25 protein-coding genes are annotated in these 24,450 nt (G+C 74.5%); 21 read left to right on the top strand and 4 right to left on the bottom strand.

Annotated features, from left to right (window positions below; all coding sequences use genetic code 11):
- The first annotated feature begins 2 nt into the window (after window positions 1-2).
- The 7 genes from ACFVVA_RS00830 (at window position 3) to ACFVVA_RS00800 (ending at window position 7,098) form a co-directional block, all read left to right on the top strand.
- The gene (locus tag ACFVVA_RS00830; RefSeq protein ID WP_387684355.1) at window positions 3-314 is read left to right on the top strand and encodes a PAAR domain-containing protein; all 312 of its coding nucleotides are present in this window, start codon (window positions 3-5) and stop codon (window positions 312-314) included.
- 2 nt (window positions 315-316) lie between these two features.
- Window positions 317-754 carry a GPW/gp25 family protein gene (locus tag ACFVVA_RS00825; RefSeq protein ID WP_387684353.1) on the top strand — a complete coding sequence of 146 codons (438 nt, stop codon included), beginning with the start codon at window positions 317-319 and terminating at the stop codon, window positions 752-754.
- The gene (locus ACFVVA_RS00820) at window positions 754-2,715 is read left to right on the top strand and encodes a putative baseplate assembly protein (protein WP_387684352.1); all 1,962 of its coding nucleotides are present in this window, start codon (window positions 754-756) and stop codon (window positions 2,713-2,715) included. The genes ACFVVA_RS00825 and ACFVVA_RS00820 overlap by 1 nt, the downstream gene beginning before the upstream one ends.
- Window positions 2,716-2,749: 34 nt before the next feature.
- Window positions 2,750-3,313, top strand: a complete 564-nt coding sequence (locus ACFVVA_RS00815; RefSeq protein WP_387684350.1) for a phage tail protein — start codon at window positions 2,750-2,752, stop codon at window positions 3,311-3,313.
- 3 nt (window positions 3,314-3,316) lie between these two features.
- Window positions 3,317-4,606, top strand: coding sequence for an NADase-type glycan-binding domain-containing protein (locus ACFVVA_RS00810; protein ID WP_387684348.1), 1,290 nt, complete (start codon window positions 3,317-3,319; stop codon window positions 4,604-4,606).
- A gap of 27 nt (window positions 4,607-4,633) precedes the next feature.
- Window positions 4,634-4,945 (top strand): hypothetical protein, encoded by a 312-nt coding sequence (locus ACFVVA_RS00805; RefSeq protein WP_387684346.1) that lies wholly within the window; start codon window positions 4,634-4,636, stop codon window positions 4,943-4,945.
- A 98-nt stretch (window positions 4,946-5,043) separates the two neighbouring features.
- Window positions 5,044-7,098 carry a transglycosylase domain-containing protein gene (locus ACFVVA_RS00800; protein ID WP_387684344.1) on the top strand — a complete coding sequence of 685 codons (2,055 nt, stop codon included), beginning with the start codon at window positions 5,044-5,046 and terminating at the stop codon, window positions 7,096-7,098.
- An 84-nt stretch (window positions 7,099-7,182) separates the two neighbouring features.
- Here ACFVVA_RS00800 and ACFVVA_RS00795 read toward each other — a convergent pair whose 3' ends face one another.
- Window positions 7,183-7,674 carry a signal peptide protein gene (locus ACFVVA_RS00795; RefSeq protein ID WP_387684343.1) on the bottom strand — a complete coding sequence of 164 codons (492 nt, stop codon included), beginning with the start codon at window positions 7,672-7,674 and terminating at the stop codon, window positions 7,183-7,185.
- 434 nt (window positions 7,675-8,108) lie between these two features.
- Here ACFVVA_RS00795 and ACFVVA_RS00790 point away from each other — a divergent pair, with 434 nt between their 5' ends.
- The gene (locus ACFVVA_RS00790) at window positions 8,109-9,230 is read left to right on the top strand and encodes a PP2C family protein-serine/threonine phosphatase (RefSeq protein ID WP_387684341.1); all 1,122 of its coding nucleotides are present in this window, start codon (window positions 8,109-8,111) and stop codon (window positions 9,228-9,230) included.
- Window positions 9,231-9,303: 73 nt separating this feature from the next.
- Here the strand turns inward: ACFVVA_RS00790 and ACFVVA_RS00785 are convergent, their stop codons facing one another.
- Window positions 9,304-10,194 (bottom strand): MBL fold metallo-hydrolase, encoded by an 891-nt coding sequence (locus tag ACFVVA_RS00785; protein WP_387684339.1) that lies wholly within the window; start codon window positions 10,192-10,194, stop codon window positions 9,304-9,306.
- Between the two features lie 148 nt (window positions 10,195-10,342).
- Here ACFVVA_RS00785 and ACFVVA_RS00780 point away from each other — a divergent pair, with 148 nt between their 5' ends.
- The 4 genes from ACFVVA_RS00780 to ACFVVA_RS00765 all read left to right on the top strand — a co-directional run bounded on the left by ACFVVA_RS00780 (window position 10,343) and on the right by ACFVVA_RS00765 (window position 14,692).
- On the top strand, window positions 10,343-10,570 hold the full coding sequence (locus tag ACFVVA_RS00780; protein WP_387684337.1) for a hypothetical protein: 228 nt from the start codon (window positions 10,343-10,345) through the stop codon (window positions 10,568-10,570).
- Complete coding sequence (locus ACFVVA_RS00775) at window positions 10,557-11,948, top strand: amidase (RefSeq protein ID WP_387684335.1); 1,392 nt, start codon at window positions 10,557-10,559, stop codon at window positions 11,946-11,948. The genes ACFVVA_RS00780 and ACFVVA_RS00775 overlap by 14 nt, the downstream gene beginning before the upstream one ends.
- An 86-nt stretch (window positions 11,949-12,034) precedes the next feature.
- The gene (locus ACFVVA_RS00770; protein WP_387684333.1) at window positions 12,035-12,610 is read left to right on the top strand and encodes a TetR/AcrR family transcriptional regulator; all 576 of its coding nucleotides are present in this window, start codon (window positions 12,035-12,037) and stop codon (window positions 12,608-12,610) included.
- A gap of 126 nt (window positions 12,611-12,736) precedes the next feature.
- A complete protein-coding gene (locus ACFVVA_RS00765; RefSeq protein ID WP_387684331.1) occupies window positions 12,737-14,692 on the top strand; it encodes a PIG-L family deacetylase in 1,956 nt (651 codons plus the stop codon).
- Window positions 14,693-14,781: 89 nt separating this feature from the next.
- Here ACFVVA_RS00765 and ACFVVA_RS00760 read toward each other — a convergent pair whose 3' ends face one another.
- Complete coding sequence (locus tag ACFVVA_RS00760; protein WP_387684329.1) at window positions 14,782-15,240, bottom strand: hypothetical protein; 459 nt, start codon at window positions 15,238-15,240, stop codon at window positions 14,782-14,784.
- An 82-nt stretch (window positions 15,241-15,322) separates the two neighbouring features.
- On the bottom strand, window positions 15,323-15,754 hold the full coding sequence (locus ACFVVA_RS00755) for a GNAT family N-acetyltransferase (protein ID WP_387684327.1): 432 nt from the start codon (window positions 15,752-15,754) through the stop codon (window positions 15,323-15,325).
- A 146-nt stretch (window positions 15,755-15,900) separates the two neighbouring features.
- Between ACFVVA_RS00755 and ACFVVA_RS00750 the strand changes: the two genes are divergently transcribed.
- The 9 genes from ACFVVA_RS00750 (at window position 15,901) to ACFVVA_RS00710 (ending at window position 24,424) form a co-directional block, all read left to right on the top strand.
- Window positions 15,901-17,589, top strand: coding sequence for an enoyl-CoA hydratase-related protein (locus ACFVVA_RS00750; RefSeq protein WP_387684325.1), 1,689 nt, complete (start codon window positions 15,901-15,903; stop codon window positions 17,587-17,589).
- 132 nt (window positions 17,590-17,721) lie between these two features.
- On the top strand, window positions 17,722-18,795 hold the full coding sequence (locus ACFVVA_RS00745) for a hydrogenase expression protein HypE (protein ID WP_387684323.1): 1,074 nt from the start codon (window positions 17,722-17,724) through the stop codon (window positions 18,793-18,795).
- A gap of 115 nt (window positions 18,796-18,910) precedes the next feature.
- Complete coding sequence (locus ACFVVA_RS00740; RefSeq protein WP_387684321.1) at window positions 18,911-20,698, top strand: nickel-dependent hydrogenase large subunit; 1,788 nt, start codon at window positions 18,911-18,913, stop codon at window positions 20,696-20,698.
- Entirely contained in the window at window positions 20,695-21,162 is a 468-nt protein-coding gene (locus ACFVVA_RS00735) for a thioredoxin (protein WP_387684319.1), read from the top strand. The genes ACFVVA_RS00740 and ACFVVA_RS00735 overlap by 4 nt, the downstream gene beginning before the upstream one ends.
- Entirely contained in the window at window positions 21,159-21,806 is a 648-nt protein-coding gene (locus ACFVVA_RS00730; protein ID WP_380542586.1) for a DUF5947 family protein, read from the top strand. Before ACFVVA_RS00735 ends, ACFVVA_RS00730 begins: the two co-directional genes overlap by 4 nt.
- A complete protein-coding gene (locus ACFVVA_RS00725; protein ID WP_387684317.1) occupies window positions 21,803-22,447 on the top strand; it encodes a DUF6084 family protein in 645 nt (214 codons plus the stop codon). The genes ACFVVA_RS00730 and ACFVVA_RS00725 overlap by 4 nt, the downstream gene beginning before the upstream one ends.
- The gene (locus ACFVVA_RS00720) at window positions 22,444-23,817 is read left to right on the top strand and encodes a hypothetical protein (protein WP_387684315.1); all 1,374 of its coding nucleotides are present in this window, start codon (window positions 22,444-22,446) and stop codon (window positions 23,815-23,817) included. The genes ACFVVA_RS00725 and ACFVVA_RS00720 overlap by 4 nt, the downstream gene beginning before the upstream one ends.
- Entirely contained in the window at window positions 23,814-24,326 is a 513-nt protein-coding gene (locus tag ACFVVA_RS00715) for a hydrogenase maturation protease (protein ID WP_387684313.1), read from the top strand. The genes ACFVVA_RS00720 and ACFVVA_RS00715 overlap by 4 nt, the downstream gene beginning before the upstream one ends.
- Window positions 24,320-24,424, top strand: coding sequence for a DUF6893 family small protein (locus ACFVVA_RS00710; RefSeq protein WP_387684311.1), 105 nt, complete (start codon window positions 24,320-24,322; stop codon window positions 24,422-24,424). The genes ACFVVA_RS00715 and ACFVVA_RS00710 overlap by 7 nt, the downstream gene beginning before the upstream one ends.
- The last annotated feature ends 26 nt before the right edge of the window (window positions 24,425-24,450 follow it).

Genomic DNA, 24,450 nt, shown 5'->3' with positions numbered 1-24,450 from the left:
AGATGCCCCCCGCAGCCCGGACCGGCGACCTGACCGACCACGGCGGTGCCCTCACCACCCCGCCGCCGGGCGCCCTCAAGGTGGCGACCGTGCTGATCGGCGGCCGCCCCGCCGCCGTCGTCGGCACCGTCCACGCCTGCGTCGTCCCCCCGCACCTGGCCCTGGGCCCCGGCAACCTGGTGCTGCCCTCCCTGGGCGCGGTGACCAGGGGAGTGGTGCTGATCGGCGGCCTGCCTGCGGCCCGCATGGGCGACAAGACCACCTGCGGCGCCACCGTCACCACCGGCGCGTTCAACGTGCTGATCGGGGGCTGAGCATGAGTGGCAGCTTCATAGGACGCGGCTGGGCCTTCCCGCTGCGGGTGAACGCCACCGGCGGCATCGCCATGGTGGAGCGCGACCGGGAGCTCGCGGAGGCGATCCGGCTGATCCTCGGCACCGCCCCGGGGGAGCGGCCGATGCGCCCCGAATTCGGCTGCGGCATCCACGAGTACGTCTTCGCCCCGGGCGACAGCACCACGGCCGGGCGGATCGCCCGCGAGGTGCGCATCGCCCTGGAGCGCTGGGAGCCGCGGATCGAGGTCGACGACGTGGTGATCGCCTTCGACAGCGCCGAGGAGGGCACCCTCTACATCGACGTCCACTACACCGTGCGGGCCACCAACGACCGCCGCAACCTGGTCTTCCCGTTCTACACCATCCCGGAGCACCCGGGCGCGGACGCCCTCGACACGGTCGGCGGGGGTGCGCGCTGATGGCCCTGCCCTCCCCGAACCTGGACGACCGCCGCTTCCAGCAGCTCGTCGACGAGGCCAAGCGCTACGTCCAGCAGCGCGCCCCGGAGTGGACCGACCACAACGTCTCCGACCCGGGCGTCACCCTGATCGAGACCTTCGCCTACCTGGTGGACCAGCTGCTCTACCGGATGAACCGGGTCCCGGAGAAGAACTACGCGGCCTTCCTCGACCTGCTCGGCATCCGGCTCTTCCCGCCCGCCGCGGCCCGGGCCGAGGTCGACTTCTGGCTCTCCGCCCCGCAGTCCGAGACGGTCCTGCTGCGGGCCGGCACCGAGGTCTCCACGCTGCGCACCGAGACCGACGACGCGGTGGTCTTCTCCACCGCCGAGGACCTGCCGATCGTCCCCAGCTCGCTGGAGCGGCTGGTCACCGTCTCCGCCTCCGGCGAGCAGTCCGACGGCACGGCCCGGCTGGCCGACGGCGCGGACGTGCCCTGCTTCCAGCCGCGCCCGGCGGCCGGGGACGCCATGTTGTTCGCCCTGCCCGCCGTCGTGCCGCGCTGCATCCTGATCGTCCGGCTGGACAGCCGGGTGGAGGGCGTCGGCGTCGACCCGCGCCAGCCGCCGCTGGTCTGGGAGGTCTGGGACGGCGCGCGCTGGATCGCCTGCGAGACCGGCAGCGACACCACCGGCGGCCTCAACCGGCCCGGCGAGGTGGTCGTCTTCGTGCCCGCCGGGCACACCGCCTCGGTGGTCGCCGGGCGCCGGGCCGGCTGGCTGCGCTGCCGGGTCACCGAGCCGCAGCCGGGCCAGCCGTTCTACTCCGAGTCCCCCACCGTCCGGCGGGCCGAGGTGTTCACGGTCGGCGGCACCGCCACCGCCGTCCACGCGCAGACCGTCACCGACGCGCAGCTCGGCACCTCGGAGGGCGTCGCGGGCCAGCGCTTCCGGCTGGCCCGGCCGCCGGTGCTGCTCGACGGCGAGCCCCCGGTGGTCGAGGTCGCGGCCGGCGAGGGCTGGGAACGCTGGACGCTCGTCGAGCACTTCGGCGAGTCCTCGCCCGCCGACCGGCACGTGGTGCTGGACGCGACCACCGGCGAGTTCCTCTTCCCGCCCGCGGTCCGGGAGCCGGACGGCGGCCTGCGGGCCTTCGGCGCCGTGCCGCCCAAGGGCGCCCGGCTGCGCGTCCCGCGCTACCGCACCGGCGGCGGGATCGCGGGCAACGTCGCCCGCGGCACCGTCACCGTGCTGCGCAGCTCCGTCCCGTACATCGCCCGGGTCGACAACCGGGAGGCGGCGCGCGGCGGGGTCGACGGCGAGACCGTGGAGAACGCCAAGGCCCGTGCCCCGCACCAGCTGCGCCTGCAGGAACGTGCCGTCACCGCCGGGGACTTCGAGCTGATCGCCCGGCAGGCCGCGCCGTCCGCCGCCCGGATCAGCTGCGTGCCCGCCGGCGGCGGGGAGGCGGGGGCGGTACGGGTGCTGGTGGTCCCCGACGCCGTCGCGGACGAGGGCGACCGGCTGCGCTTCGAGCAGCTGATCCCCGACGAGCAGGTGCTGGCCGCCGTCGCGACCGCCCTCGACGAGCGCCGGCTGATCGGCACCCGGCTGGTCGTCCAGCCCCCCGCCTACCAGGGCGTGACGGTCGTCGCCCGGCTCACCACCCGCTCCGCCGACCCCGACCGGGTCCGCGAGGAGGTGCTCGCCGCGCTGTACCGCTACCTCAACCCGCTGCGCGGCGGCGCCGACGGCGAGGGCTGGCCGTTCGGCCGGGCCGTGCAGTACGGGGAGGTGTTCGCGGTGCTCCAGCGGGTCGCCGCGGTCTCGGGCGTCGAGGAGGTGCGGCTGTTCCCGGCCGACCCGATCAGCGGACGCCGGGGCGCGCCCGCTGAGCGGGTCGAGGTCCCGGCGGACGCCCTGGTCTTCTCCCACCAGCACCAGGTCGTGGTCACCCCGGCCGCCGAGGACGGGACGTCATGAGCGAGTGCCGCGCGCCGGGAACCGGGAGGCGCGGATGAGCCGCGCGGCGGTCCCCGGACTGCCCAGCCCGCACCCGATCGGCGAACTGCTGCCCGCGCTGTTCGCCGACGACGACTTCGCCCAGCGGTTCACGGCCGGCCTGGACACCGTCCTCGCCCCGGTCTTCGCGACCCTGGACAACCTGCCGGCCTACTTCCGACCCGGCCTCGCGCCGGCCGACTTCCTCGACTGGCTGGCCTCCTGGGTCGCGGTGGAGGTGGACCCGGCCTGGCCGGTGGAGGTGCGCCGAGCGGTGGTCGAGCGCGCCGTGGAGCTGCACCGCTGGCGCGGCACCCGGCGCGGCCTCACCGAACGGCTGCGCCTGGTGCTCGGCGCCGGAGCCGAGATCGTCGACGGCGGCGGCGCCTCCTGGTCCACCGACCCGGACGCTCCGTTGCCGTCAGCACCGGGCGGCGACGTACTGGTCCGGGTCTGGCCGCTGCGCGGACCGGCACCGGACGAGGACCAGGTGCGGTCCGTCGTGAGGGCGGGCTGTCCGGTCCATCTGACCTGCCGGGTGGAGATCCTGCCCGGCCCACCCGGGCGAACGGAGGGCTGACGGATGCCGGTGTGCCCCGAATGCGGAACGGCCAACGGGGAGGGGGACGACTTCTGTGGCAACTGCGGCGCCTACCTCGGCTGGTCGCGCGGCGCCGCCGCCGCCGCTGCGACGGCGGCGCCGACGGCCGCGCCTGTCGTGGTGCCCGCCCCCGCGCGGGCCGAGCCCGAGCCCGAGCCCGCGCCGGTACCCGTCCCGGAGCCCGCGCCCGCGCCCGTCGAATCCACCCGGCGGAGCGCCCCGCGCCGGACCGCGCGCACCAAGCCGGAGCCCAAGCGGGAGCCCAAGGCGGAGCCCAAGCCGGAGCCCAAGGCGGAGTCCAAGGCGGAACCCGAAGCAGAGGTCAAGGAGGAGCCCGGGGCGGAGCAGCCACCCGCCCGGCCCGCCCAGCCCCCCGTGACCGAGCCCCCGGCGACCGAACCCCCGCCCGCCGCCCAGGCCCCGCGCCCGAGCACCGCCCCCGTACGGCCGGCTCCCGCGCAGACCCCGGCCCCCGCCCCGAGGGCGTCGGCCGACCCGGTGGCCGTCCAGCCCGCCAAGCCCGTCGCACCGCGCCCCGTCAGCCGGCCCGCCGAGACCGCCGAGGCCCAGGACGGCCCGCCGTGCCCCCGGTGCGGCACGCCGAACCTGCCCGAGCGGAAGTTCTGCCGCCGCTGCGCCGCGCCGCTCACTCCGACCGAGGCCGCGCCGAAGCTGCCCTGGTGGCGCACCCGCTGGCCGTTCCGGCGCCGGGTGCGGATCGGCGGTTCGGGCAACGCGCTGCGCCGCACCATCGCGCTGCTGGTGCTGATCGCGGTGGTGGTCGCCGGGATCCTGCTGTACCCGGCGGGCAAGGTCGCCTTCCAGGACGTGCTGGACAAGCTCCGCAAGACCGCGCCGATCACCCCCGCCGCCACCTCGGCGAGCGCCGCCGTCGAGGGCCATCCGGCCACCTTGGCCGACGACGGCCTGAGCAACACCTACTGGGGGGCGCCCGCGGTCGGGGACTCCGTCACCTTCTCCTTCCGCACCCCGTTCCGGCTGGTGGACCTGATCATCCACACCGGCGACTCGGTGGATCCGGAGCACTTCCGGCAGCAGGCGCGCCCCATCGTCCTCGCCCTGGAGGTCACCGAGAAGGACGGCACGGTGCACACCCAGCAGGTCCCGCTCAACGACCAGCCCGGCCCGCAGACCGTGCAGACCGGGATCAGCGACGTCACCCAGGTGAAGCTCACCGTCCGGGAGGCCGCCGGCACCGGCCCCGACCGCGCCATCGCGCTCTCGGAGGTGGAGTTCTTCAAACGCACCTGACCACGCGGCCCGCCACCGGAGGAAACGATGGTGTACCGGATCCACTTCACGGCGGGGGACCTGGCCAGGACCCGGCCAACCGACCCCATGCCGTTGACCGAACTCATGGCGGCGGCGAGGGCGTTGCAGTCGCGCAGCCACGCGGCGCGACTGGATCCGTGGCGACACAGAGCCCTGGCCGGCCTGCCCGAGCGGGCTCGCCTGGCGCTGTCCCTGGTCCCCGCGGACGGCTGGGGGCCGTACGGCAAGTCCAAGAACCTCGTCCACACCACTCCCGGCGCACCCTACGGCGACCCCAACGCCGACTGGGCCCCGGTCTGGTACGTCAAGGCCTGCTGACCCCGCCCCGCGGGCCTGCTGCCGGGTGCGCCGTGCGCGTCCGGCAGCAGGCCGGCCTCCAAGGAGTTCCTCATCTGCGCCGCGTACGGTCACCCGTCATGGCACAACGGCGGGTGGTGGCGGGCATGGGGAAGCTGGGGCACGGGACGCGGCTGGCGGCGGTGAGCGTGATCGCCGGGGTGGTGGCGGCGGGCATGGTGCTCCCCGCGGTGGCGGCGGTCGGGCTCGGCGCGCAGTCGGCGGCGGACGACTTCGAGAGCCTGCCCGACGACTTCAGGACCCCGCCGCTGTCCCAGGCCTCGACCGTCCTCGACGCCCGGGGCGGCACCATCGCCACCGTGTACGACCGGGACCGCACGGTCGTCCCGGCGGAGCGGATCTCCCCGCTGGTGAAGACCGCGCTGGTGGACATCGAGGACAACCGCTTCTACGAGCACGGCGCGATCGACCTCAAGGGCGTGCTGCGCGCCCTCGACAAGAACGCCTCCTCGGGCACCACCGCCCAGGGGGCGTCCACGCTGACCCAGCAGTACGTGAAGAACGTCTTCGTGGAGGAGGCGGGCGACGACCCGCAGAAGGTCGCCGAGGCGCAGCGGCAGACCGTGGGCCGCAAGATCCAGGAGCTGAAGTACGCGATCAAGGTCGAGGAGACCCTGAGCAAGGACCAGATCCTCACCAACTACCTGAACATCACCTTCTTCGGCGAGAAGGCGTACGGCGTCGAGGCGGCCGCCCGGCGCTACTTCGGCGTGCACGCCGCGGACCTCACCCTGCCGCAGGCCGCGCTGCTGGCCGGCCTGGTGCAGTCGCCGACGGGCTACGACCCGGTGGTCAACCCGACGGTGGCGAAGGAGCGGCGGGACACCGTGCTGCGCAAGATGGCCGCGTACGGGCACATCACCCAGGAGCAGGCCCGGCAGGCGATCGGCTCCCCGCTCGGGCTGAACGTCCAGGCGCCGCAGCAGGGGTGCATCCTGGCCAAGCAGGGCGAGGGCTTCTTCTGCGACTACGTGCGCGACGTGGTCCTCACGGACCCGGTCTTCGGGAAGTCGGCGGCCGAGCGGCAGGCGGTGTGGAAGCGCGGCGGCCTGCAGATCCGCACCACGCTCGACCCCGGGGCGCAGGCGGCGCTGCAGGCCTCCGTCACCGGCCACGTCGACGCGGGCGACCGGGCGGCGACCGCGATGAGCATCGTCCGGCCGGGCACCGGGGAGATCCTGGCGATGGGCCAGAGCCGGCCGTACGGCGTGGACGACAAGCAGCACCAGACCCAGATCAACTACAACGTCCCCAAGGCCATGGGCGGCGGGCTGGGGTTCCCGACCGGTTCGACCTTCAAGCCGATCGTCGCGGCGGCGGCCCTGGAGGGCGGCATCCCGGCGGACCGGAGCTACACCACCGACTACAGCATGCCGTGGCCGGCCATGACGGACTGTTCGGGCGGCCGGTTCCCCTCCGCCGGGCAGGTGCACAACGACAGCCAGAGCCTCACCGGCCGGTTCGACATGAAGTCGGCCATGGCGCAGTCCGTCAACACCTACTTCGCGAAGCTGGAGGCCGACACCGGCCTGTGCTCGGTCGCGCAGATGACCAATAGGCTGGGCATCACCCAGCAGGCGGGCGGCGAGAAGCTCCAGGTGGTCCCGTCGATGACGCTCGGCAGCAACGACCTGACCCCGCTGGGGACGGCGGCCGTCTACGCGGCCTTCGCCGCCCACGGCACGTACTGCGCGCCCACCGCGATCACCTCGGTGACCGGCCCCGACGGCAAGCAGCTCGCGGTGCCGCAGGCGAACTGCTCGGCGGCGATGTCGGCCGGCACCGCGGACACGGTCAGCGCGATGCTCAAGGGCGTGGTCGAGGACGGCACCGGCCGGACGGCCGGCCTCACCGGCCGGGACAGCGCCGGCAAGACCGGCACCACCAACGACAGCCGCCAGGTCTGGTTCGTCGGCTACACCCCGGAGATGGCGGGCGCGACGGTGGTCAGCGACACCGACGATCCCGAGCCGCTGGACGGTCAGCGGATCGGCGGCACGGTGGTCGGCCAGGCCTTCGGCGGCACCCTGGCCGGCCCGATCTGGCGCGACGCCATGGACGGCGCCCTGGCCGGCACCCCGGCCGGAACCTTCACCCCGGTGCAGCTGCCCTGACCCGGTGACCCGGTGACCCGGTGACCCGGCGGCCGTGGCCCCGGGCCGCCGGTGCCCAGTGCCCGGCGGCCCGTTGCCCGTGCGTCAGCCGTAGAGCGCCACCCGCGGCTCGACCGTCCCCTGCGCCGGGGCCGTCCCGACGACGGTGACCCGGTAGCGCTCGGTCAGGGTGTGGTGGCCGTGCAGGACGAGCTTGGCCGAGCCGAGCCGGGTGTACAGGGTGCCGGTCTGGCTGGCGAGCGGCAGGGTGCGCCAGTGGCCGTCGGAGGAGAGCACTTCGAGCCGGACGCTCGCCGGATCGAGGAAGGGCCCGTTCACGGGGGACTCGATGAGGACCTGCGGGGCCACCGTGCGGTCGGCCGAGGAGTCGTTGCGGTAGGAGACGGTGAACACCCGCTGCGCGTGGTCGGGCGGCAGCGAGGAGCTGGGCAGCTCGACGAAGCCGGTCGGCGGGGCACCGGCCGCGGTCGGGGTGCCGGTCGCCGCCTGGGACGGGGCGGTGAGCAGGGCGGTCGGCACGGCGGCGAGGGCCGCGGCCAGCGCCAGGCTCCGACGGGGGATCTTCCGGGTGCGCATGGCGCCTCCTTCGGCCGGTGGCCAGGGCACGCGGGTGCGCCGACTGGTCCGGGCAGGTCCGTACGGCACCACCCTGCCCCTTCACCCGGAAAGCCGCACGCGGAAGCCGCACGCGGAAGCCGCACGCGGAAGCCGCACGCCGAAGCCGCACCGGGTGAGCCGCCCGCCGCGACCCGCCCGCCGTGAGCCGCCCGCCGAGAGCCGGTGCCGGGCCCGAGCGGCGGGCCGGGAGCGGTGCCGGGGACTGGGCCGAACGTGCGACCGCCGCGGCGGTGGGGCCGGGGCACCGCCCGTGCCGGGACGGGGCCCCTTACTTTGGGCGCAACCTCCCGCCCGGCGCCCGCGCGCCGGGCGGAGTGCCCGAAGGTCGGGGGAGGTCCCGGGAAGGGGAGGGTGGCTTGCGGGCACGTTCGGTGGAGGAGCCGGGGCAGCGGATGCCGATCCTGATCCGGTACGGCCACCGCTCCTGGCTGGTGCCCCTGGCGGTCCTCGCGTTCGTGGTGGGCGTGGACGCGGCCACGCCCGCGACGTTCGCGTCGGTGAGCTGGCTGGTGATGGTCCCCGTGGTGGCGGCCGGGCTCTGCGGGCCGGCGGCCACCGGGCTGTTCGCCCTCCTCGCGATCGCCGCCTACCCCGCCCTGGACAGCATCTGGGGCAAGTCCCAGGGGATCGAGGACTTCCTGCTGGTGATCGCGGGGGCCGTCCTCTCGGTGCCGATCAGCGTCTTCCGCGCCCGGGCCGCCGCCTACGTCCGCCATCTGCAGGGCGCGGCCGAGACCACCCGGCAGGTGGTGCTGCGCCCGGTGCCCCCGGGATGGGGCGGGGTGGACTCGGCGGCGCGCTACCTGGCCGCGGACGTCGAGGCCCGGGTGGGCGGCGACTTCTACGACGTGCTGGCCACCCCGTTCGGGGCGCGGGTCATCCTCGGCGACGTCCAGGGCAAGGGCCTGCCGGCCGTCTCCGCGGCGGCGGCCCTGGTGGGCTGCTTCCGGGAGGCCGCCTTCCACGAGCGCGACCTGGCCACCGTGGCGGGGTGGATGGAGGAACGGCTGTACCGGCAGAACGCGCTGGCGGAGCGGCTGGGGGAGCGGGAGGAGCGGTTCGCCACGGCGGTGGTCCTCTGGTTTCCCTCCGACGCGCCGGGGGAGGTGGAGGTGGTCAACTTCGGCCACGACAGCCCGCACGTCCTCGGCCCGGCGGGCGTGCGGCAGCTGCCGCCGGGCGACGGGGCCCCGATCGGGCTGGCCGAGCTGGCCGGCGGGCTGCCGCGGGTGCGGCGGCTGCGCCTGGGCCCGGGCGAGACGGTCCTGATCGTCTCGGACGGGGTGACCGAGGCCCGCGACCGCACGGGCGCCTTCTTCTCGCTGCGCGCCCACCTGGACCGGCTGGCCGACGCCCCGGGGGTGGTCGACCCCGGGCGCCTGGTCGACGAGGTGGCCGCCGCGGTCGTCCGGCACACCGGCGGCCGGCTGACGGACGACACCGCCCTGCTCGCCGTCCGGACGCCCCCGGTGGAGCCGGCGGACGGAGCCGGCCTCAGTCCTCGGCGTGGCTGATCGCGCAGGCCAGGACGCCGGGGCCGCTCGCCGGTGGCGTCGGGCCGCACCCCGGCCGTCGCGCTCCGCCGGCTCAGGCCGGGGGGACGGGCCGCAGCCGGTAGGCGTCCCCGTGGGCGACGACGTGGCCGGCGGTGGGCGGGGCGAAGTGGGTGCCGAGCAGCAGGGTGTCGGTGCCGGCGAGGGAGCCGAGCAGCGCGCGGCGGGTGGCCTCGGAGCGCTGCGGGTCGATGTCGACGCAGGCGCCGATGGCGGGGTGGGCGAGCTGGACCGGGTGGTGGAGGCAGTCCCCGGTGATCACCGCCGTGCGGCCCCGGCTGGTCAGTTCGACGGCGACGTGCCCCGGGGTGTGGCCGGGGGTGGGGAGCAGGCGCAGGCCCGGGGCGATCGCCAGGCCCTCGGCGGGGACGTCGACGAGGTCCAGCCGGCCGGCCCGCTCGACCGGGAGCACCGAGTCCCGGAACATCTGGGCGCGCGCCTCGTCCATGGCGTAGCCGGCCCAGAACTCCCGTTCGGCGCGGGTGGTGAGGTAGCGCGCGCGGGGGAAGGTGGGCACCCAGGCGCCGTCCACCTCCCGGGTGTTCCAGCCGACGTGGTCGGCGTGCAGGTGGGTGAGGACCACCAGGTCGACGGAGTCCGGCGGGAACCCGGCGGCGGCGAGGCGCCGCGGGTAGTCGGTGCGCAGGTCGTGCCAGGCCGGGTTGGCGCGCTGCTTGCCGTTGCCGATGCCGGTGTCGACGAGTACCCGCAGCCCGTCCAGGTCGAAGGCGAAGCTGTGGCTGTCCAGGCGCAGCGCGCCGTCGGCGTCGGCGAAGTCGGGGTGCAGCCAGTCCTGGCCGGCCACCGTCCCGGGGGTGGCGTCGGGCAGCAGCCACTGTCCGGTCGCGGGCGGCAGCGGGATCTCGTCGATGCGGTGGACGGTGACGTCGCCGACCGTCCAGGAGGGGGTAGGGGTACTGGGCATGGGGCCGGCTCCTCCGCTGTAAAAGCCATTCGTTTGCGTTAGTGGGACCCTAGAACCTACAGTCGCGTTAACGCAAACCCTTAGCTTTTGGTGCGGGGCGCCTCGCCTGCGCGAACCCGCCCCGCCGCCCACGATCAGGAGCGCGCCCATGTCCTCCGCCGAACTCACCCCGTCCGAGGCCGCCCACCGGGCCGCCCGGGCCGGACTCGACCTGCCGCCCGAGCGCCACGCCGCGGTGGCGGCCACCGCCGAACACATCCAGTCTGTCGTCGCCCTCCTGCGGGAACTGGACTTCGGGGACACCCCGCCCGGCGCCGCCTACCGCGCGGAAGCGGAGCACCTCGACGCGGAGGAGCGGCCCGATGCAGCCGTATGAACTGAGCCTCGCCGCCGCCGCGACGCGGATCCGGGAGCGGCGGCTGTCCCCCGTGGAACTGGTCGACTCCGTCCTCGGCCGCATCGACCGGGTGGAGCCGAACCTCGGCGCCTACGTAACCGTCGCCGCCGAGCAGGCCCGCGACGCGGCGCGCCGGGCCGAGCGGGAGATCGCCCAGGGCCGGTACCGGGGGCCGCTGCACGGCATCCCGGTCGGACTCAAGGACCTGATCGACGTCGCCGGCACGCCCACCGGCGCCGGCTCCCGGGTCCGGGACGGCCACCGCGCGACCGCCGACAGCACGGTCGCCGCCCGGCTGCGGGCCGCCGGCGCGGTCCTGGCCGGCAAGACCCACACCCACGAGTTCGCCTACGGCCTGACCACCCCGCAGACATGCAACGCCTGGGACCGCGACCGGGTCGCCGGAGGATCCAGCGGCGGGTCCGCCGCCGCGGTGGCCGCCGGGGCGGCGACCTTCGCCCTTGGCACCGACACCGGCGGCTCGATCCGGGTGCCCGCCGCACTGAACGGGGTGGTCGGCCTCAAGCCCACCTACGGGCTGGTGCCCCGCCACGGCGTCACCTCGCTGTCCTGGTCGCTCGACCACGTGGGCCCGATCACCCGCACCGTCGAGGACGCGGCGCTGGTCCTGGCCGCCCTCGCCGGGCACGACCCGCGCGACCCCGCCTCGCTGGCCGCCCCCGCCGTCGACTACCGGCCCGAGCGGGAGCCGGACCTGACCGGCGTGCGGGTCGGCGTGCCGAACGCCTACTACGTCGACCACGTCGACGAGGAGGTCGCCGCCGCCGTCCACCGTGCCGTCGAGCAGCTGGAGGCGCTCGGCGCCCGGCCCGTCGAGGTGGAGATCCCGATGGCCCGCTACCTGGTGCCCACCCTGTGGGGCCTGACGGCGCCCGAGGCCGCCGCCTACCACGCGCGCACGCTGCGCACCGTCCCCGAGCTGTACCAGGCCGACGTCAGGGTCCTGCTGGAGGCCGGCGAACTGATCGGCGCGGGCGACTACCTGCGCGCCCAGCGCGCCCGGACGCTGATCCGGGACGCGTGGGCGCGGGTCCTGGCGGAGGTCGACGTGATCGCCGCCCCGACCGTGCCGACGACGGCGGTGCGGGTCGGCCAGGAGACGGTCGGCTGGCCGGACGGCGCCACCGAGAGCGTCTCGGACGCCTACGTCCGGCTCTCCGCCCCGGCCAACGTCACCGGCGTGCCCGCGCTGTCCGTCCCGGCCGGCCACGACGCGGCGGGCCTGCCGATCGGCCTGCAGCTGCTCGGGCGGCCGCTCGGCGAGCGGATGCTGCTGCGGGTCGGCCACGCCTTCGAGCGGACGCAGCCCGCGCGGGCGCTCGCGCCGGTGGTCTGAGGCGGGCCGGCCCCCGAAGCGGTCCGGAGTCCCGGGGTCGCGCCCGCCCCCGCCTTAACGCAAAGGCCGCGCTTTAGGATGGAGGTATGAGTCCTCGGCAGATGGTCCGCCCGGGCGGGCGCAGCGCCCGGGTCCAGGAGGCGGTGCACACCGCGGTGCGCGAGCTGCTCGCGGAGGTGGGCCGCGAGGCGCTCACCGTGCCGATGGTCGCCCAGCGGGCCGGTGTCACCCCGTCCACGGTGTACCGCCGCTGGGGCGACCTGGCCGAGCTGCTGTCCGACGTCGCGGTGGAGCGGCTGCGCCCCGACACCGAGCCGGCGGACCGCGGCGGCCTGCGCGCCGACCTCACCGCCTGGGCCGAGCAGTTCCTCGACGAGATGGCCTCCGCCTCCGGTCGCGCCTACGTCCGCGACGCCCTGCTCGGCGACCCGGACGGCGGCAACGCCGGCCAGTGCTCGGCCTACGCCGCCGACCAGCTCGCCCTGGTCCTCGCCCGCGGCCGTGCGCGCGGCGAGGAGGCCCCCGGGGTCGAGGCCGCCATGGACCGCCTCGTCGCCCCCCTGATGTACCGGATCCTCTTCCGCCCCGCCGGCCTCGGCCCCGACTACGCCCGCCACCTGGTCGCCGACCTGCTCGGCGACCCGCCCTCCGAGTCGGCCTGACGATCCGTCAATCACCTTGCCCCTGGGGCAAATGCGCGGAATGCGGCTGATGGCACCGTCCGTCCGGTCGTGGGTTAGCCTCCTCGTGGCGTGATCACACGCCGATCTCGAAGTGGGGGGAATCGCATGGCAATCGGACGACGGCAACTTCTCACCTCCGTCGCGCTCGCCGCCCTCGCCGCACCCGTCCTGGCCAGGGGGAGCGCGACCCGCGCGGTCGCGGCCGAGGGCACGGGTACGGCCGCGGGCATGCCGGCGGCCGCCGGCGACGGAGCACTGTTCCTGCAGGTCGTCGCGCACGAGGACGACGACATCCTGTTCATGAACCCGGACCTGTCCAACGCGCTCGCCAACGGCACGCCGTCCGTCACGGTGTTCGTCACCGCGGGGAACATCACCGGCGACCCGTGCGCCACGGCCTGCTGGGACCCGGCGGGCGATCCGCCGCGCACCTGGAACCGGCAGATGGGCGCCGTCAACGCCTACTCCCGGATGGCCGGGGTCGGCGACGGCGACCCGGGGACCGACGAGGTCGGGCACTGGACGGCCGAGGCCTGGACGGTCGCGGGCAAGCAGGTCGAACGGTACGTCCTCAAGGACCGGCCGGTGCACCTGATCTTCCTCAACCTGCACGACGGCGGGCTCGCCGGCGTCCTGGCCGGCGGCACCGACACCACCGTCGTCCCGGTCGGCAGCAAGCTGTCCGGGCCGTCGACCTACACGGCCGCGGACGTCGTCGAGGTCCTGCGGCAGGTGATGGTGACGTACCGGCCGACCGTGCTCCGGGCCCAGGACGAACTGCCGGACAGCCGCTACTCGGGCGACCACGCGGACCACGTCACCGCCGCGAAGTTCGCCGGCGAGGCGGCCCGGCTGTACGGCGGCGCGCTGATCCAGGTGAACTACCGGGACTACAACATCAGCGACTCCCCGGTGAACCTCGACCCGGCGACGACCGGCGCCAAGGGCGTGTTCGTCTCCGAGTACGCGAGCCACGACCACTCGCCGAACTACTCGAGCGACTGGTTCTCCCGGATGTACTACCGCTGGTCGCGGGGCACCTCCTGGGCCGGACTGAACCAGGACGGCCGGCCGCAGGTCTTCCTCGTCCGGGCCGGCGCCCTCTACACCTACTGGCGCCAGGCGGACGGCAGCTGGGGCGGTCCGGTGCGGATGGCCGACCCGGGCGGGCGGCTGGGGCCGGGCATCGCGGTCGGCACCAACGCCGACGGCCGGCTGGAGGTCTTCGCCCGCCGCCTCACCGACCACCACATCGTCTCCCTGCCGCAGGGCACGCCCAACGGCTGGTGGTGGAACTCCTGGGCCGACCACGGCAACCCCAACACCGGGTACGGCAACGAGTCCCAGGTCGGCGTGCCCGTGGTCGCCAACTCCCAGGACGGGCGGCTGGAGATCTTCGTCAAGAACGGCGGCGGCGGCCTCAGCACCATCTGGCAGACCAGCCCGGGCGGCGTGTGGACGCGCGACTGGACGGACCTGGGCGGCACCGACCTCCAGGACCCGGTCGCCGCGATCCGCAACGGCGCCGGGAGGATCGAGGTGTTCGCCGCCACCCGCACCGGCATCCTCGGCTGGTGGCAGAGCGCCCCGAACGGCGTCGTCAACGGCCCGTCTCCGATCCCGGACGCCCGGCCGGCGAGCCCGCCCAGGGCCGCGCTCGACCAGGACGGCCGCATCGAACTCGCCTACCGGGAGGCGGGCACCGGCGCGATGCTGGTCAGCTACCAGACCCAACCCGGCGGCGGTTCGTGGAGCCGGACACCGGCCCCCCTCGGCGGACACGGGGGAGTGGGCGAGCCGGCCGCGGCCACCCTCGGCGGACGGGTCGTGCTGTTCGAGCGCAACGGCGGCGGTGGGGTGAGCACCACCGCGCAGACCGCCCCGAACTCCGGCTACGACAGCTGGCAGGACCTCGGCGGCACCGTCCTCGACTTCCCGGCCGCGATCGTCGACGGCGGCGGGGTGCTCCACGTGTTCGCCATCGGCACGGACGGCCGCGTCCGCTTCCGCACCGGCACGACGGCCACCGCCTTCGGCGACTGGCAGGTCCTGCCGCTGTGACCCCCCCGCCCGGCGGCCGACCGGGGGCACGCCCCGTCGGCCGCCGGGCTCGGGCCGTCGAACCGGACCCACCGCCTCCGGCCGCGCGACTACGGCCGCTCGGGCGGCGGCGCGAGGAGCATCGGCCAGTCGTCGCCGGAGCCGAGGAGTTCGTCGAGCGGCGTGTCCGGGGCCGCGACGAGGACGGCGGCTCCTTCGGCGAGCCGTCCGGCCGTGGCCGGATCGACGACGGCCTCGACGCTCAGCACGATGACGGCCGAGGGGTCGGCGGCGGAGCGGGCCGGGAAGTCCGCCGGGTCGCTCTCCGTCCGTTCCAGCACGGCAGGGTGGGCGGCGACGGCGACCGTCAGCCGGTCGCCGTCGTACGCGTGCTCGGCCCAGCCGTCGGTCTGCACCAGGTAGAGGACCCCGTCGCCCTCGTAGCAGTTCGTGCCGAGCCGGGCCAGCGCCCGCTCCCCGGGGGTTCCGTCGGGGTCGGCGACCAGTACGGCGGCCGGGGTGTCCGGCTCGTCGGGGTCGAGGCCGGAACGGACGTGGAGACGGGCCATCGTGGCACCTCCGGGGTCGCACGGGGACAGTGATCGGGTGCCAGTACACACCGGACCGCCGACAGCGCGGACCGGGGGGCCGTCAGCGGCCGCCCATCAGCCGGTACATGCCGATCGAGTCGTGGGTGGCGGTGTCCGCGAAGCCGAACTTCTCGTAGAGGAAGCGCGCGGGCCCGTCCGCGATCAGTGAGACGTACGCGGTGGCGGGGGCCCGGCGCTCCAGTTCCTCGGTGAGGGCCGCCATGATCCGCTTGCCGAGGCCGTGGCCCTGGTGCGCGGGGTGGACGCAGATGTCGGTGATCTGGAACGCGGTGCCGCCGTCGCCGATGATCCGCCCCATGCCGACGGGCTCGCCCTCGTGGTGGAGGACCACGCCGTACCAGGTGTTGGGGAGGGCGAGCGCGACCGCCTCCGGGGCCTTGTCGGAGAGGCCGGCGTCGGTGCGCAGACGGCGGAAGACCTCGACGCCGGGCACGCCGGGGCGAAGCTCGTAAGGGTCACTCTCGGAATTCATAGCTTACATGCTACCCGCTCGGCGCCGTCGCCCGGCCCCGGCCGCTCGGGTGAACGCGCGGCGCGACATGCCGGACGCGGCAGGGGGCCGCGAGGGCGGAAGCGATGATCACCGGGTTCCCGGAGCACCCCCCGTCGGAGGCGGACATGCGGATTCTTCTCCTCGCCAGCGCGTTCAACAGCCTCAGCCAGCGGCTGCACGCCGAACTGCGCGACCGACTCCACACTGTGGACCTCCAACTGGCCGGTGACGAGGAGGAGTTGATCGACGCGGCGCGCCGGCTCAAGCCCGACCTGGTGCTCGCCCCGATACTGCGCACCGCGATCCCGCAGGAGCTCTGGTCGCAGCTCACCTGCCTGATCGTCCACCCCGGCCCGCCGGGCGACCGCGGCCCCTCCTCCCTCGACCGGGCGATCCAGGACGGCCGCACCGAATGGGCCGTCACCGTGCTCCAGGCCGAGGCGGAGCTGGACGCCGGGCCGGTCTGGGCCTCGGCGCCCTGCCGGCTGCCGGAGTACGGCAAGAGCGACCTCTACCGCAACGAGGTCGCCGACGCGGCTGTGGAGGCCGCGCTGCTCGCCGTGGAGCGCGTCGCCTCGGGCACGTACGCGCCGCAGCCGCAGTCCGGCCCGGGCTGGAGCGGCGCCGTGCGCACCCGGCCCGTCCTGCGCCAGGAGGAGCGTCGGATCGACTGGGCGGCCGACAGCACCGAGGCGGTGCTGCGCAGGCTCCGCGCCGCGGACTCCCGGCCCGGGGTGCTCGACGAACTGTGCGGTGGCACCTGGTACCTGCACGGCGGGCACCGCGAACCGGTGCTGCGCGGCTGCCCCGGCGACCTGCTCGCCACCCGGGCCGGGGCCCTGTGCCGGGCCACCACGGACGGTGCCGTGTGGATCCCCGAACTGCGCCGCCGCACCCCCGGCGGCCCCGCGGGCGTCAAGCTCCCCGCCGTGACGGCGCTCGGCGGCCTGCTCCCCGCCCTGCCGGAGCTGGCGGCGCCCCTGATGCCGGGCGAGCAGGACGGCCCCGTCTGGTCGGACGTCCGCTACCAGGAGGACGGCCCGGTGGGCTTCCTGCGCTTCTCCTTCCCGGGCGGCGCGATGTCCACCGGCCACTGCCGCCGCCTGCTGGCGGCCTACCGCTTCGCCGTCGCCCGCCCGACCTCGGTGCTGGTGCTCGGCGGCGGCCGCGACTTCTTCTCCAACGGCATCCACCTCAACGTGATCGAGGCCGCGGCGGACCCGGCCGTCGAGTCCTGGGACAACATCACCGCGATGGACGAACTGGTCGACGCGGTGCTCACCACCACCGACCGGCTGGTGGTCGCCGCCGTCGGGGGCAACGCGGCGGCCGGCGGGGTGATGCTGGCGCTGGCGGCGGACGAGGTGTGGTGCCGCGCCGGCTCCGTCCTCAACCCGCACTACCGGCTGATGGGGCTGTACGGGTCGGAGTACTGGACGTACAGCCTCCCGCGCCGCCTCGGCGCGGCGGCGGCCGAACGGCTGACCCGCCAGGCGCTGCCCGTCTCCGCGGCCACCGCCGAGCGGATCGGCCTGGTCGACCGGGTGCTCGCCTGCGGGCCGGAGGAGTTCGGGCCGTCCACGGCCCGGCTGGCCGGGCTGCTCGCCGCCTCGCCCACCGCCCACCAGCGGATCGCGGCGAAGAAGGCCGCGCGCGAGGCCGACGAGCGGACGAAACCGCTCGACGCCTACCGGGAGGAGGAGCTCGCGGTGATGCACCGGCAGTTCTTCACACCCGAATCGCCGTATCACGCGCTGCGTTCCGCGTTCGTCCACAAGCGCCCGGTGCCGACGGGGCCCGCCGCGCGACCGTGACCCGAACGGCCCCGCCCGGCTTGCCTCCCCGGGCCCCGGCGCGCGCCGCGCGGACCGGCGCCTAGCCCGGACCGTTGCTATGACTGGCTTCGAGCCATTCCCTCAGGCTCCCATCCCCGAGGAGGCATCCTCATGGGTGCTGCAACAGCTGCAACGACTGCAACAGCTGCAACCACCGACACCGACGTGGTGCACATTCTCTGGATCAACGCGGGCCTCAGCTGCGACGGCGACTCCGTCTCGCTGACCGCCGCGATGCAGCCCAGCATCGAGGAGATCGTCACCGGCGCACTGCCCGGCCTGCCCAAGGTCGCGGTGCACTGGCCGCTGATCGACTTCGAGTGCGGCCCGGTCCAGGGCGCGGACAACTTCGTCGAGTGGTTCTTCAAGGCCGACCGCGGCGAGATCGAGCCGTTCGTGCTGGTCGTCGAGGGGTCCATCCCCAACGAGAAGATCAAGAAGGAGGGCTACTGGTGCGGCTTCGGCGACGACCCCGCCACCGGTCAGCCCATCACCACCAGCGAGTGGCTGGACCGGCTCGCCCCGAAGGCGACCGCCGTGGTGGCGATCGGCACCTGCGCCACGTACGGCGGCATCCACGCGATGGCCGGCAACCCGACCGGCGCCATGGGCGTGCCGGACTACCTCGGCTGGGACTGGAAGTCCAAGGCCGGACTGCCCATCGTCTGCGTGCCGGGCTGCCCGATCCAGCCCGACAACTTCGCCGAGACGCTCACCTACCTGCTGTACCAGCTGGCCGGCTCCGCGCCGATGATCCCGCTGGACGACAAGCTGCGTCCCGCCTGGCTGTTCGGCGCCACCGTGCACGAGGGCTGCGACCGCGGCGGCTACTACGAGCAGGGGCAGTTCGCCACCGACTACGGCACGCCCGAGTGCCTGGTGCGGCTCGGCTGCTGGGGCCCGGTCGTGAAGTGCAACGTCGCCAAGCGCGGCTGGACCAACGGCATCGGCGGCTGCCCGAACGTGGGCGGCATCTGCATCGCCTGCACCATGCCGGGCTTCCCGGACAAGTTCATGCCCTTCATGGACCCGCCCCCCGGCTCACGGGTCTCCTCCAACGCCAGCAGCGCGTACGGCGCGCTGATCCGCCGGCTGCGCGCGGTCACGCTGAACACCCTGGACAAGGAACCGAAGTGGCGTCACTCCGGCCGCCACCTGACCACGGGCTACCGCCCGCCCTGGTGACCGCCGCAGGGCCGCACACCGACCGGTGTGCGGCCGCCGGCGGCCCACGCCCGCTCGACGACCCCCCGCCCGCTCGCCGGGGCCCGCTCCCAGAGACAAGGACACGACAGCAACGATGGCAACACCGACCACCAGGGCGGCCGGCGACGGCAGCGGCCTGACCGAGATGTCCTGGGACCCGATCACCCGCATCGTGGGCAGCCTGGGCATCCACACGAAGATCGACTTCAAGCAGAAGCGGGTCGCGGAGTGCTACAGCACCTCCTCGGTCTTCCGCGGCTACAGCGTCTTCATGCGCGGCAAGGACCCGCGCGACGCCCACTTCATCACCAGCCGGATCTGCGGGATCTGCGGCGACAACCACGCCACCTGCTCCGTCTACACGCAGAACATGGCGTACGGGGTGAAGCCCCCGCACCTGGGCGAGTGGATCATCAACCTCGGTGAGGCCGCCGAGTACATGTTCGACCACAACATCTTCCAGGAGAACCTGGTCGGGGTCGACTACTGCGAGAAGATGGTCCGCGAGACCAACCCCGGCGTCCTGGAGCAGGCCGAGCGCACCGAGGCCCCGCACGCCGGCGACCACGGCTACCGGACGATCGCCGACATCATGCGCTCGCTCAACCCCATCGAGGGCGACTTCTACCGCGAGGCGCTCCAGGTCAGCCGCTACACCCGGGAGATGTTCTGCCTGATGGAGGGCCGCCACGTGCACCCCTCCACGCTCTACCCGGGCGGCGTCGGCACCGTCGCCACGGTGCAGCTGTTCACCGACTACCTGACCCGGCTGATGCGCTACGTCGAGTTCATGAAGAAGGTCGTGCCGCTGCACGACGACCTCTTCGACTTCTTCTACCAGGCCCTGCCCGGCTACGAGGAGGTCGGCCGGCGCCGGGTCCTGCTCGGCTGCTGGGGCAGCCTCAACGACCCGGACCACTGCGACTTCACCTACCGCAACATGACGGACTGGGGCCGGCGGATGTTCGTCACCCCCGGCGTCGTGGTGGACGGCAAGCTCGTCACCAACGACCTGACGCAGATCAACCTGGGCATCCGCATCCTGCTCGGCAGCTCCTACTACGAGGACTGGCAGGGCAAGGACCTGTTCGTCACCCACGACCCGCTGGGCAACCCCGTCGACCCCCGCCACCCGTGGAACCAGCACACCATCCCCGCCCCGCAGAAGCGGAACTTCGACGACAAGTACAGCTGGGTGATGTCCCCGCGCTGGTTCGACGGCAAGGACCACCTCGCCCTCGACACCGGCGGCGGCCCGATCGCACGCCTGTGGTCCACCGCCCTGTCCGGGCTGGTCGACATCGGCTACATCAAGGCCACCGGCCACAGCGTGCAGATCAACCTGCCCCGCTCGATGACCAAGCCCGAGGTCACCTTCGAGTGGAAGATCCCGCAGTGGAGCAACGCCATCGAGCGCAACCGCGCCCGCACCTACTTCCAGGCGTACGCGGCCGCCGCCGCCCTGCACTTCGCCGAGAAGGCGCTCGACGAGGTCCGCGCCGGGCGCAGCCAGACCTGGGAGCGCTTCGAGGTGCCGGACGAGTCGATCGGCTGCGGCTTCACCGAGGCCGTGCGCGGCGTGCTCTCGCACCACATGGTGATCCGCGACGGCAAGATCGCCAACTACCACCCGTACCCGCCCACCCCGTGGAACGCCAGCGTCCGGGACAGCTACGGCACGCCCGGCCCGTACGAGGACGCGGTGCAGAACACCCCGATCTTCGAGGAGAACCCCCCGGACACCTTCAAGGGCATCGACATCATGCGCGCGGTACGCAGCTTCGACCCCTGTCTGCCCTGCGGCGTGCACATGTACGTCGGCGGCGGGCGCACCGTGCAGACCATGCACGTCCCCACCGGCCTGAGCGGGCTCACCGCATGACGGCCGAGCGGACCGGGCAGCGGATCCACGAGGCCCTGGACGCCCTGGCCGGCAGCGGAGCCGAGCAGGCGGGCGAGCAACTGGTCCGGGAACTCATGGAGTTCTACGGCCAGGGCCTGGCCAGGATGGTCCCGGCGCTGCCCCCGCCCGCACTGGAGCGGATGCTGGACGACCCGGCCGTCGCCGGGCTGCTGCTCCTGCACGACCTGCACCCCGAGGACCTCCCCGCCCGGATCGACCGGGCGCTGGCCGCCCTGTCCGAGCGGGTCGAGGTGGCCGGCTTCGACCCGGCCACCGGCGTCCTGCGGCTGCGCCGCACGGCCACCGGCTGCGGCTGCGGCGAACAGGAGGTGGAGGCCGTGCTCGCCTGCCACGCGCCCGAGGTGACCGCCGTGGAACTGGAACGCGCCCCGCAACTGCTCCAGATCGGCACCCGCCCGCCGCAGCCCGCGGAGGCCCGATGAACACCCGCCGGATCTCCCGCGACGGGACCGCCCTGCTGCACCGGCTGCGCGAACCGGCCCCGCCGCGCCCCGAGCAGTGCGCGTTCTGCGGCCGGGACCTGCCCGCCGGCCACCGCCACCTGGTGGACGTCGAGGAGCGCGCCCTGGCCTGCGCCTGCACCGCCTGCAGCCTGCTGTTCCAGCAGCCGGGCGCGGCCGGCGGCCGCTACCGCACCGTGCCGGACCGCTACCTCGCCGACCCGGCACGCGAGTTGGACCAGCAGGCCTGGTCGGTGCTGGGCATCCCGGTCGGCACCGCCTTCCTGTTCCGCAACACGGTGATGGACCAGCTGCTCGCCTTCTACCCCGGCCCGGCCGGCGCCACCGAGAGCGAGCTGGACGAGGCGACCTGGCAGCGCGCCCTCGGTGGCAGCCGGCTGGCCGACGCCCTGGAACCGGACGTGGAGGCGCTGCTGCTGCGCCGCACCGAGGAACGCGTGACGTGCTTCCTGGTGCCGATCGACGTCTGCTACGAGCTGGTCGGCCGGTTGCGGCGGTGCTGGCACGGCTTCGACGGCGGCGCCGAGGCACGGGCCGAACTCGACGCGTTCTTCGCGCGGCTGGCCGACCGGGCCCGCCCGCTGCCCGCGGAGGTGACGGCGTGACGGCCCTCGCCTTCGCCTGTACCGGCGTGCGGTCCGACCCGTACACGGCCGGGCCGACCCTGGTGTTCCGGCTGCGCATCACGGCCCCGGCCGACACCCGGGTGCACGCCCTCGCCCTCCAGTGCCAGCTGCGGATCGAACCGGGCCGCCGGCCGTACGGCGACGCCGAGGGCGGGCGGCTGACCGACCTGTTCGGCGAGCGGCAGCGCTGGGCCACCACGCTCAACCCGGTCCAGTTCGCCACCGTGCCGCTGCTGGTGCCCGGCTTCACCGGCGGCACGGAGATCGACCTCTCGGTGCCCTGCACCTACGACCAGGAGGTCGCCTCGGCCCGCTACTTCCGGGCGCTGGACGGCGGCGAGGTGCCGCTGCTGCTGCTCTTCTCCGGCACCGCCTTCTCCGGCCCCGGCGGCTTCCAGGTCAGCCCGGTGCCCTGGGACCGGGAGGCCCGGGTGCGGATGCCGGTGCGGGTCTGGCGGGAGGCGATCGACCGGCACTTCCCCGGCAGCGGCTGGCTGCGGCTGCCGGAGGACGTCATGGACGAGCTGCTGGCCTACCGCTCCCGGCGGGCCCTGCCCTCCTGGGAGGCGACGGTGCGCGAGCTGCTCGCGGCGGCCGCGATCGGGGGGACGGTCCGGTGAGCGACTTCCCGGAGCGGATCGAGCGCGGCTTCGCGGCCGCCCGGCAGGTCGCCGACGCGGTGCTGCTGGAGGGCTACGTGCTCTACCCGTACCGCGCCTCGGCGGCCAAGAACCGGCTGCGCTGGCAGTTCGGCGTCCTGGTGCCGCCCGAGTACACCGCGGTCGGCGGCGAGCACTCCCACCAGCGCACCGAGTGCCTGATGGAGGCGCGCGGCGGGGACCTGCTGGCGGTCGAACTGCGCTTCCTGCGGGTCCAGCGGCGCACCGTCGAACGGGCCACCGCCGCCGGCTTCGAGTCGGTGGAGCGCCTGGAGCTGGCCGACCGGGACCTCGTCGAGTGGGACGAGGGCGCCGAGGAAAGGATCGAACTCCTGGTCCCGGTCGAGGAGGTGGACGGCGAAGGGGTGCAGCGGCCGTTCCGGCTGCCGGGCGTCGGCGAAACCGCTCTGGTGCACGAGGACGGCGCCGTCGTCGGCCGGGTGGTGCGACGGCGCGAACAGGTCGACGGCCTGGTCTGGCTGCGGGCCGAGGAACTGCCCGGCCCCTACCGGGCGCAGCGGCTGACCGTGGAGGTGGAGAACACCTCCCCCTGGAGGCCGCCGCAGGGGGCCACCCGCGACCAGGCCCTGCCGCACTCGCTGGTCTCCGCCCACCTGCTGCTCGGGCTGGAGCACGGACGCTTCCTGTCCGTCACCGACCCGCCCGAGTGGGCCCGCCCGGCCGTCGAGCGGTGCCGCAACGAGCGCACCTGGCCGGTGCTGGCGGGGCCGGACGGCGACCGCTCGGTGGTGCTGTCCTCGCCGATCATCCTGGAGGACCACCCGCGGATCGCCCCGGAGAGCCTCGGCACGCTGTACGACGCCACCGAGATCGACGAGATCCTGGCGCTGCGGACGGCCGCCCTGACCGAGGAGGAGAAGCGGGAGGCCCGCGGCACCGACGAGCGGGCCGGCGCGGTGATCGACCTGGCCGAGTCCATGCCCCCCGAGGTGCTGGAGCGGCTGCACGGGGCGATCCGCGGGCTGCGCGAGGTCACCGGCGGCGGCGCCGTCGACGGCGGCGAACAGCCCTGGTGGGACCCGGGCAATGACCCGGCGGTCGACCCCGAGCGGGACCGGGTGCTGGTCGACGGCCACGAGGTCGGCGCCGGCAGCCGGGTCCTGCTGCGGCCCGGCCGGCGGCGCACCGACGCCCAGGACCTCTTCCTGGACGGGCGGACCGGCGTCGTGGAGGCCGTGCTGCACGACCTCGACGGCTCGGTGCACCTGGCCGTCACCGTGGAGGACGACCCGGGCGCCGACCTGTGGCGGGCCCAGGGACGGTTCCGCTACTTCCAGCCCGACGAGGTCACACCGCTGGAGGGATCGTGACGACGGGCCCGACGGTGCTGGTCGCCGGGGTGGGCAACATCTTCCTCGGCGACGACGGCTTCGGCGTCGAGACCGTCCGGCGGCTGTCCGCCCACCCGCTGCCGGCCGGCGTCGAGCTGGCCGACGTCGGCGTGCGCGGCGTGGACCTCGCCTACCGACTGCTCGACGGCTACCGCACCGCCGTCCTGGTGGACGCCACCTGCCGGGGCGGGGCGCCCGGCACCGTCTACCTGATCGAGGCGGACACCGGAGAGCCGCTGGAGGTGCCCGTCCTGGACGGGCACCGGATGGGGCCGGACGCCGTACTGGCACTGCTGGCCACGCTCGCCGCCGGCACCGGTGGCGAGCCGCCGGAACGGGTGCTGGTGGTCGGCTGCGAGCCGGCCTCGCTGGAGGAGGGCATCGGGCTGAGCGAGCCCGTCGCCGCCGCCGTGGAGGAGGCGGTCCGATTGGTCCTGCGGGTCGTGGACGAGGCCGCGCAGCCGGAGAAGGAGAGAACACCATGCTGAGGAAACTGTTCTGCGTCGCCCTGCTGGCGGGCATCGGCGCACTGGTCTGGCTGAGCCTGCCGGACATCAAGCGGTACCTGCACATCTCCCGGATGTGAGCCGATGTGACCGGATGCGACCCGAG

The organism is Kitasatospora sp. NPDC058048, assembly GCF_042885555.1.
GTDB lineage: Bacteria > Actinomycetota > Actinomycetes > Streptomycetales > Streptomycetaceae > Kitasatospora > Kitasatospora lactacystinica.
This window is presented reverse-complemented; position numbering and strand designations above follow the sequence as displayed.

Coding starts and splice junctions, on each gene's coding strand:
- ACFVVA_RS00830 (WP_387684355.1), top strand. CDS start 3: ATGCCCCCCGCAGCCCGGACCGGCGACCTGACCGACCACGGCGGTGCC.
- ACFVVA_RS00825 (WP_387684353.1), top strand. CDS start 317: ATGAGTGGCAGCTTCATAGGACGCGGCTGGGCCTTCCCGCTGCGGGTG.
- ACFVVA_RS00820 (WP_387684352.1), top strand. CDS start 754: ATGGCCCTGCCCTCCCCGAACCTGGACGACCGCCGCTTCCAGCAGCTC.
- ACFVVA_RS00815 (WP_387684350.1), top strand. CDS start 2,750: ATGAGCCGCGCGGCGGTCCCCGGACTGCCCAGCCCGCACCCGATCGGC.
- ACFVVA_RS00810 (WP_387684348.1), top strand. CDS start 3,317: ATGCCGGTGTGCCCCGAATGCGGAACGGCCAACGGGGAGGGGGACGAC.
- ACFVVA_RS00805 (WP_387684346.1), top strand. CDS start 4,634: ATGGTGTACCGGATCCACTTCACGGCGGGGGACCTGGCCAGGACCCGG.
- ACFVVA_RS00800 (WP_387684344.1), top strand. CDS start 5,044: ATGGCACAACGGCGGGTGGTGGCGGGCATGGGGAAGCTGGGGCACGGG.
- ACFVVA_RS00795 (WP_387684343.1), bottom strand. CDS start 7,674: ATGCGCACCCGGAAGATCCCCCGTCGGAGCCTGGCGCTGGCCGCGGCC.
- ACFVVA_RS00790 (WP_387684341.1), top strand. CDS start 8,109: ATGCCGATCCTGATCCGGTACGGCCACCGCTCCTGGCTGGTGCCCCTG.
- ACFVVA_RS00785 (WP_387684339.1), bottom strand. CDS start 10,194: ATGCCCAGTACCCCTACCCCCTCCTGGACGGTCGGCGACGTCACCGTC.
- ACFVVA_RS00780 (WP_387684337.1), top strand. CDS start 10,343: ATGTCCTCCGCCGAACTCACCCCGTCCGAGGCCGCCCACCGGGCCGCC.
- ACFVVA_RS00775 (WP_387684335.1), top strand. CDS start 10,557: ATGCAGCCGTATGAACTGAGCCTCGCCGCCGCCGCGACGCGGATCCGG.
- ACFVVA_RS00770 (WP_387684333.1), top strand. CDS start 12,035: ATGAGTCCTCGGCAGATGGTCCGCCCGGGCGGGCGCAGCGCCCGGGTC.
- ACFVVA_RS00765 (WP_387684331.1), top strand. CDS start 12,737: ATGGCAATCGGACGACGGCAACTTCTCACCTCCGTCGCGCTCGCCGCC.
- ACFVVA_RS00760 (WP_387684329.1), bottom strand. CDS start 15,240: ATGGCCCGTCTCCACGTCCGTTCCGGCCTCGACCCCGACGAGCCGGAC.
- ACFVVA_RS00755 (WP_387684327.1), bottom strand. CDS start 15,754: ATGAATTCCGAGAGTGACCCTTACGAGCTTCGCCCCGGCGTGCCCGGC.
- ACFVVA_RS00750 (WP_387684325.1), top strand. CDS start 15,901: ATGCGGATTCTTCTCCTCGCCAGCGCGTTCAACAGCCTCAGCCAGCGG.
- ACFVVA_RS00745 (WP_387684323.1), top strand. CDS start 17,722: ATGGGTGCTGCAACAGCTGCAACGACTGCAACAGCTGCAACCACCGAC.
- ACFVVA_RS00740 (WP_387684321.1), top strand. CDS start 18,911: ATGGCAACACCGACCACCAGGGCGGCCGGCGACGGCAGCGGCCTGACC.
- ACFVVA_RS00735 (WP_387684319.1), top strand. CDS start 20,695: ATGACGGCCGAGCGGACCGGGCAGCGGATCCACGAGGCCCTGGACGCC.
- ACFVVA_RS00730 (WP_380542586.1), top strand. CDS start 21,159: ATGAACACCCGCCGGATCTCCCGCGACGGGACCGCCCTGCTGCACCGG.
- ACFVVA_RS00710 (WP_387684311.1), top strand. CDS start 24,320: ATGCTGAGGAAACTGTTCTGCGTCGCCCTGCTGGCGGGCATCGGCGCA.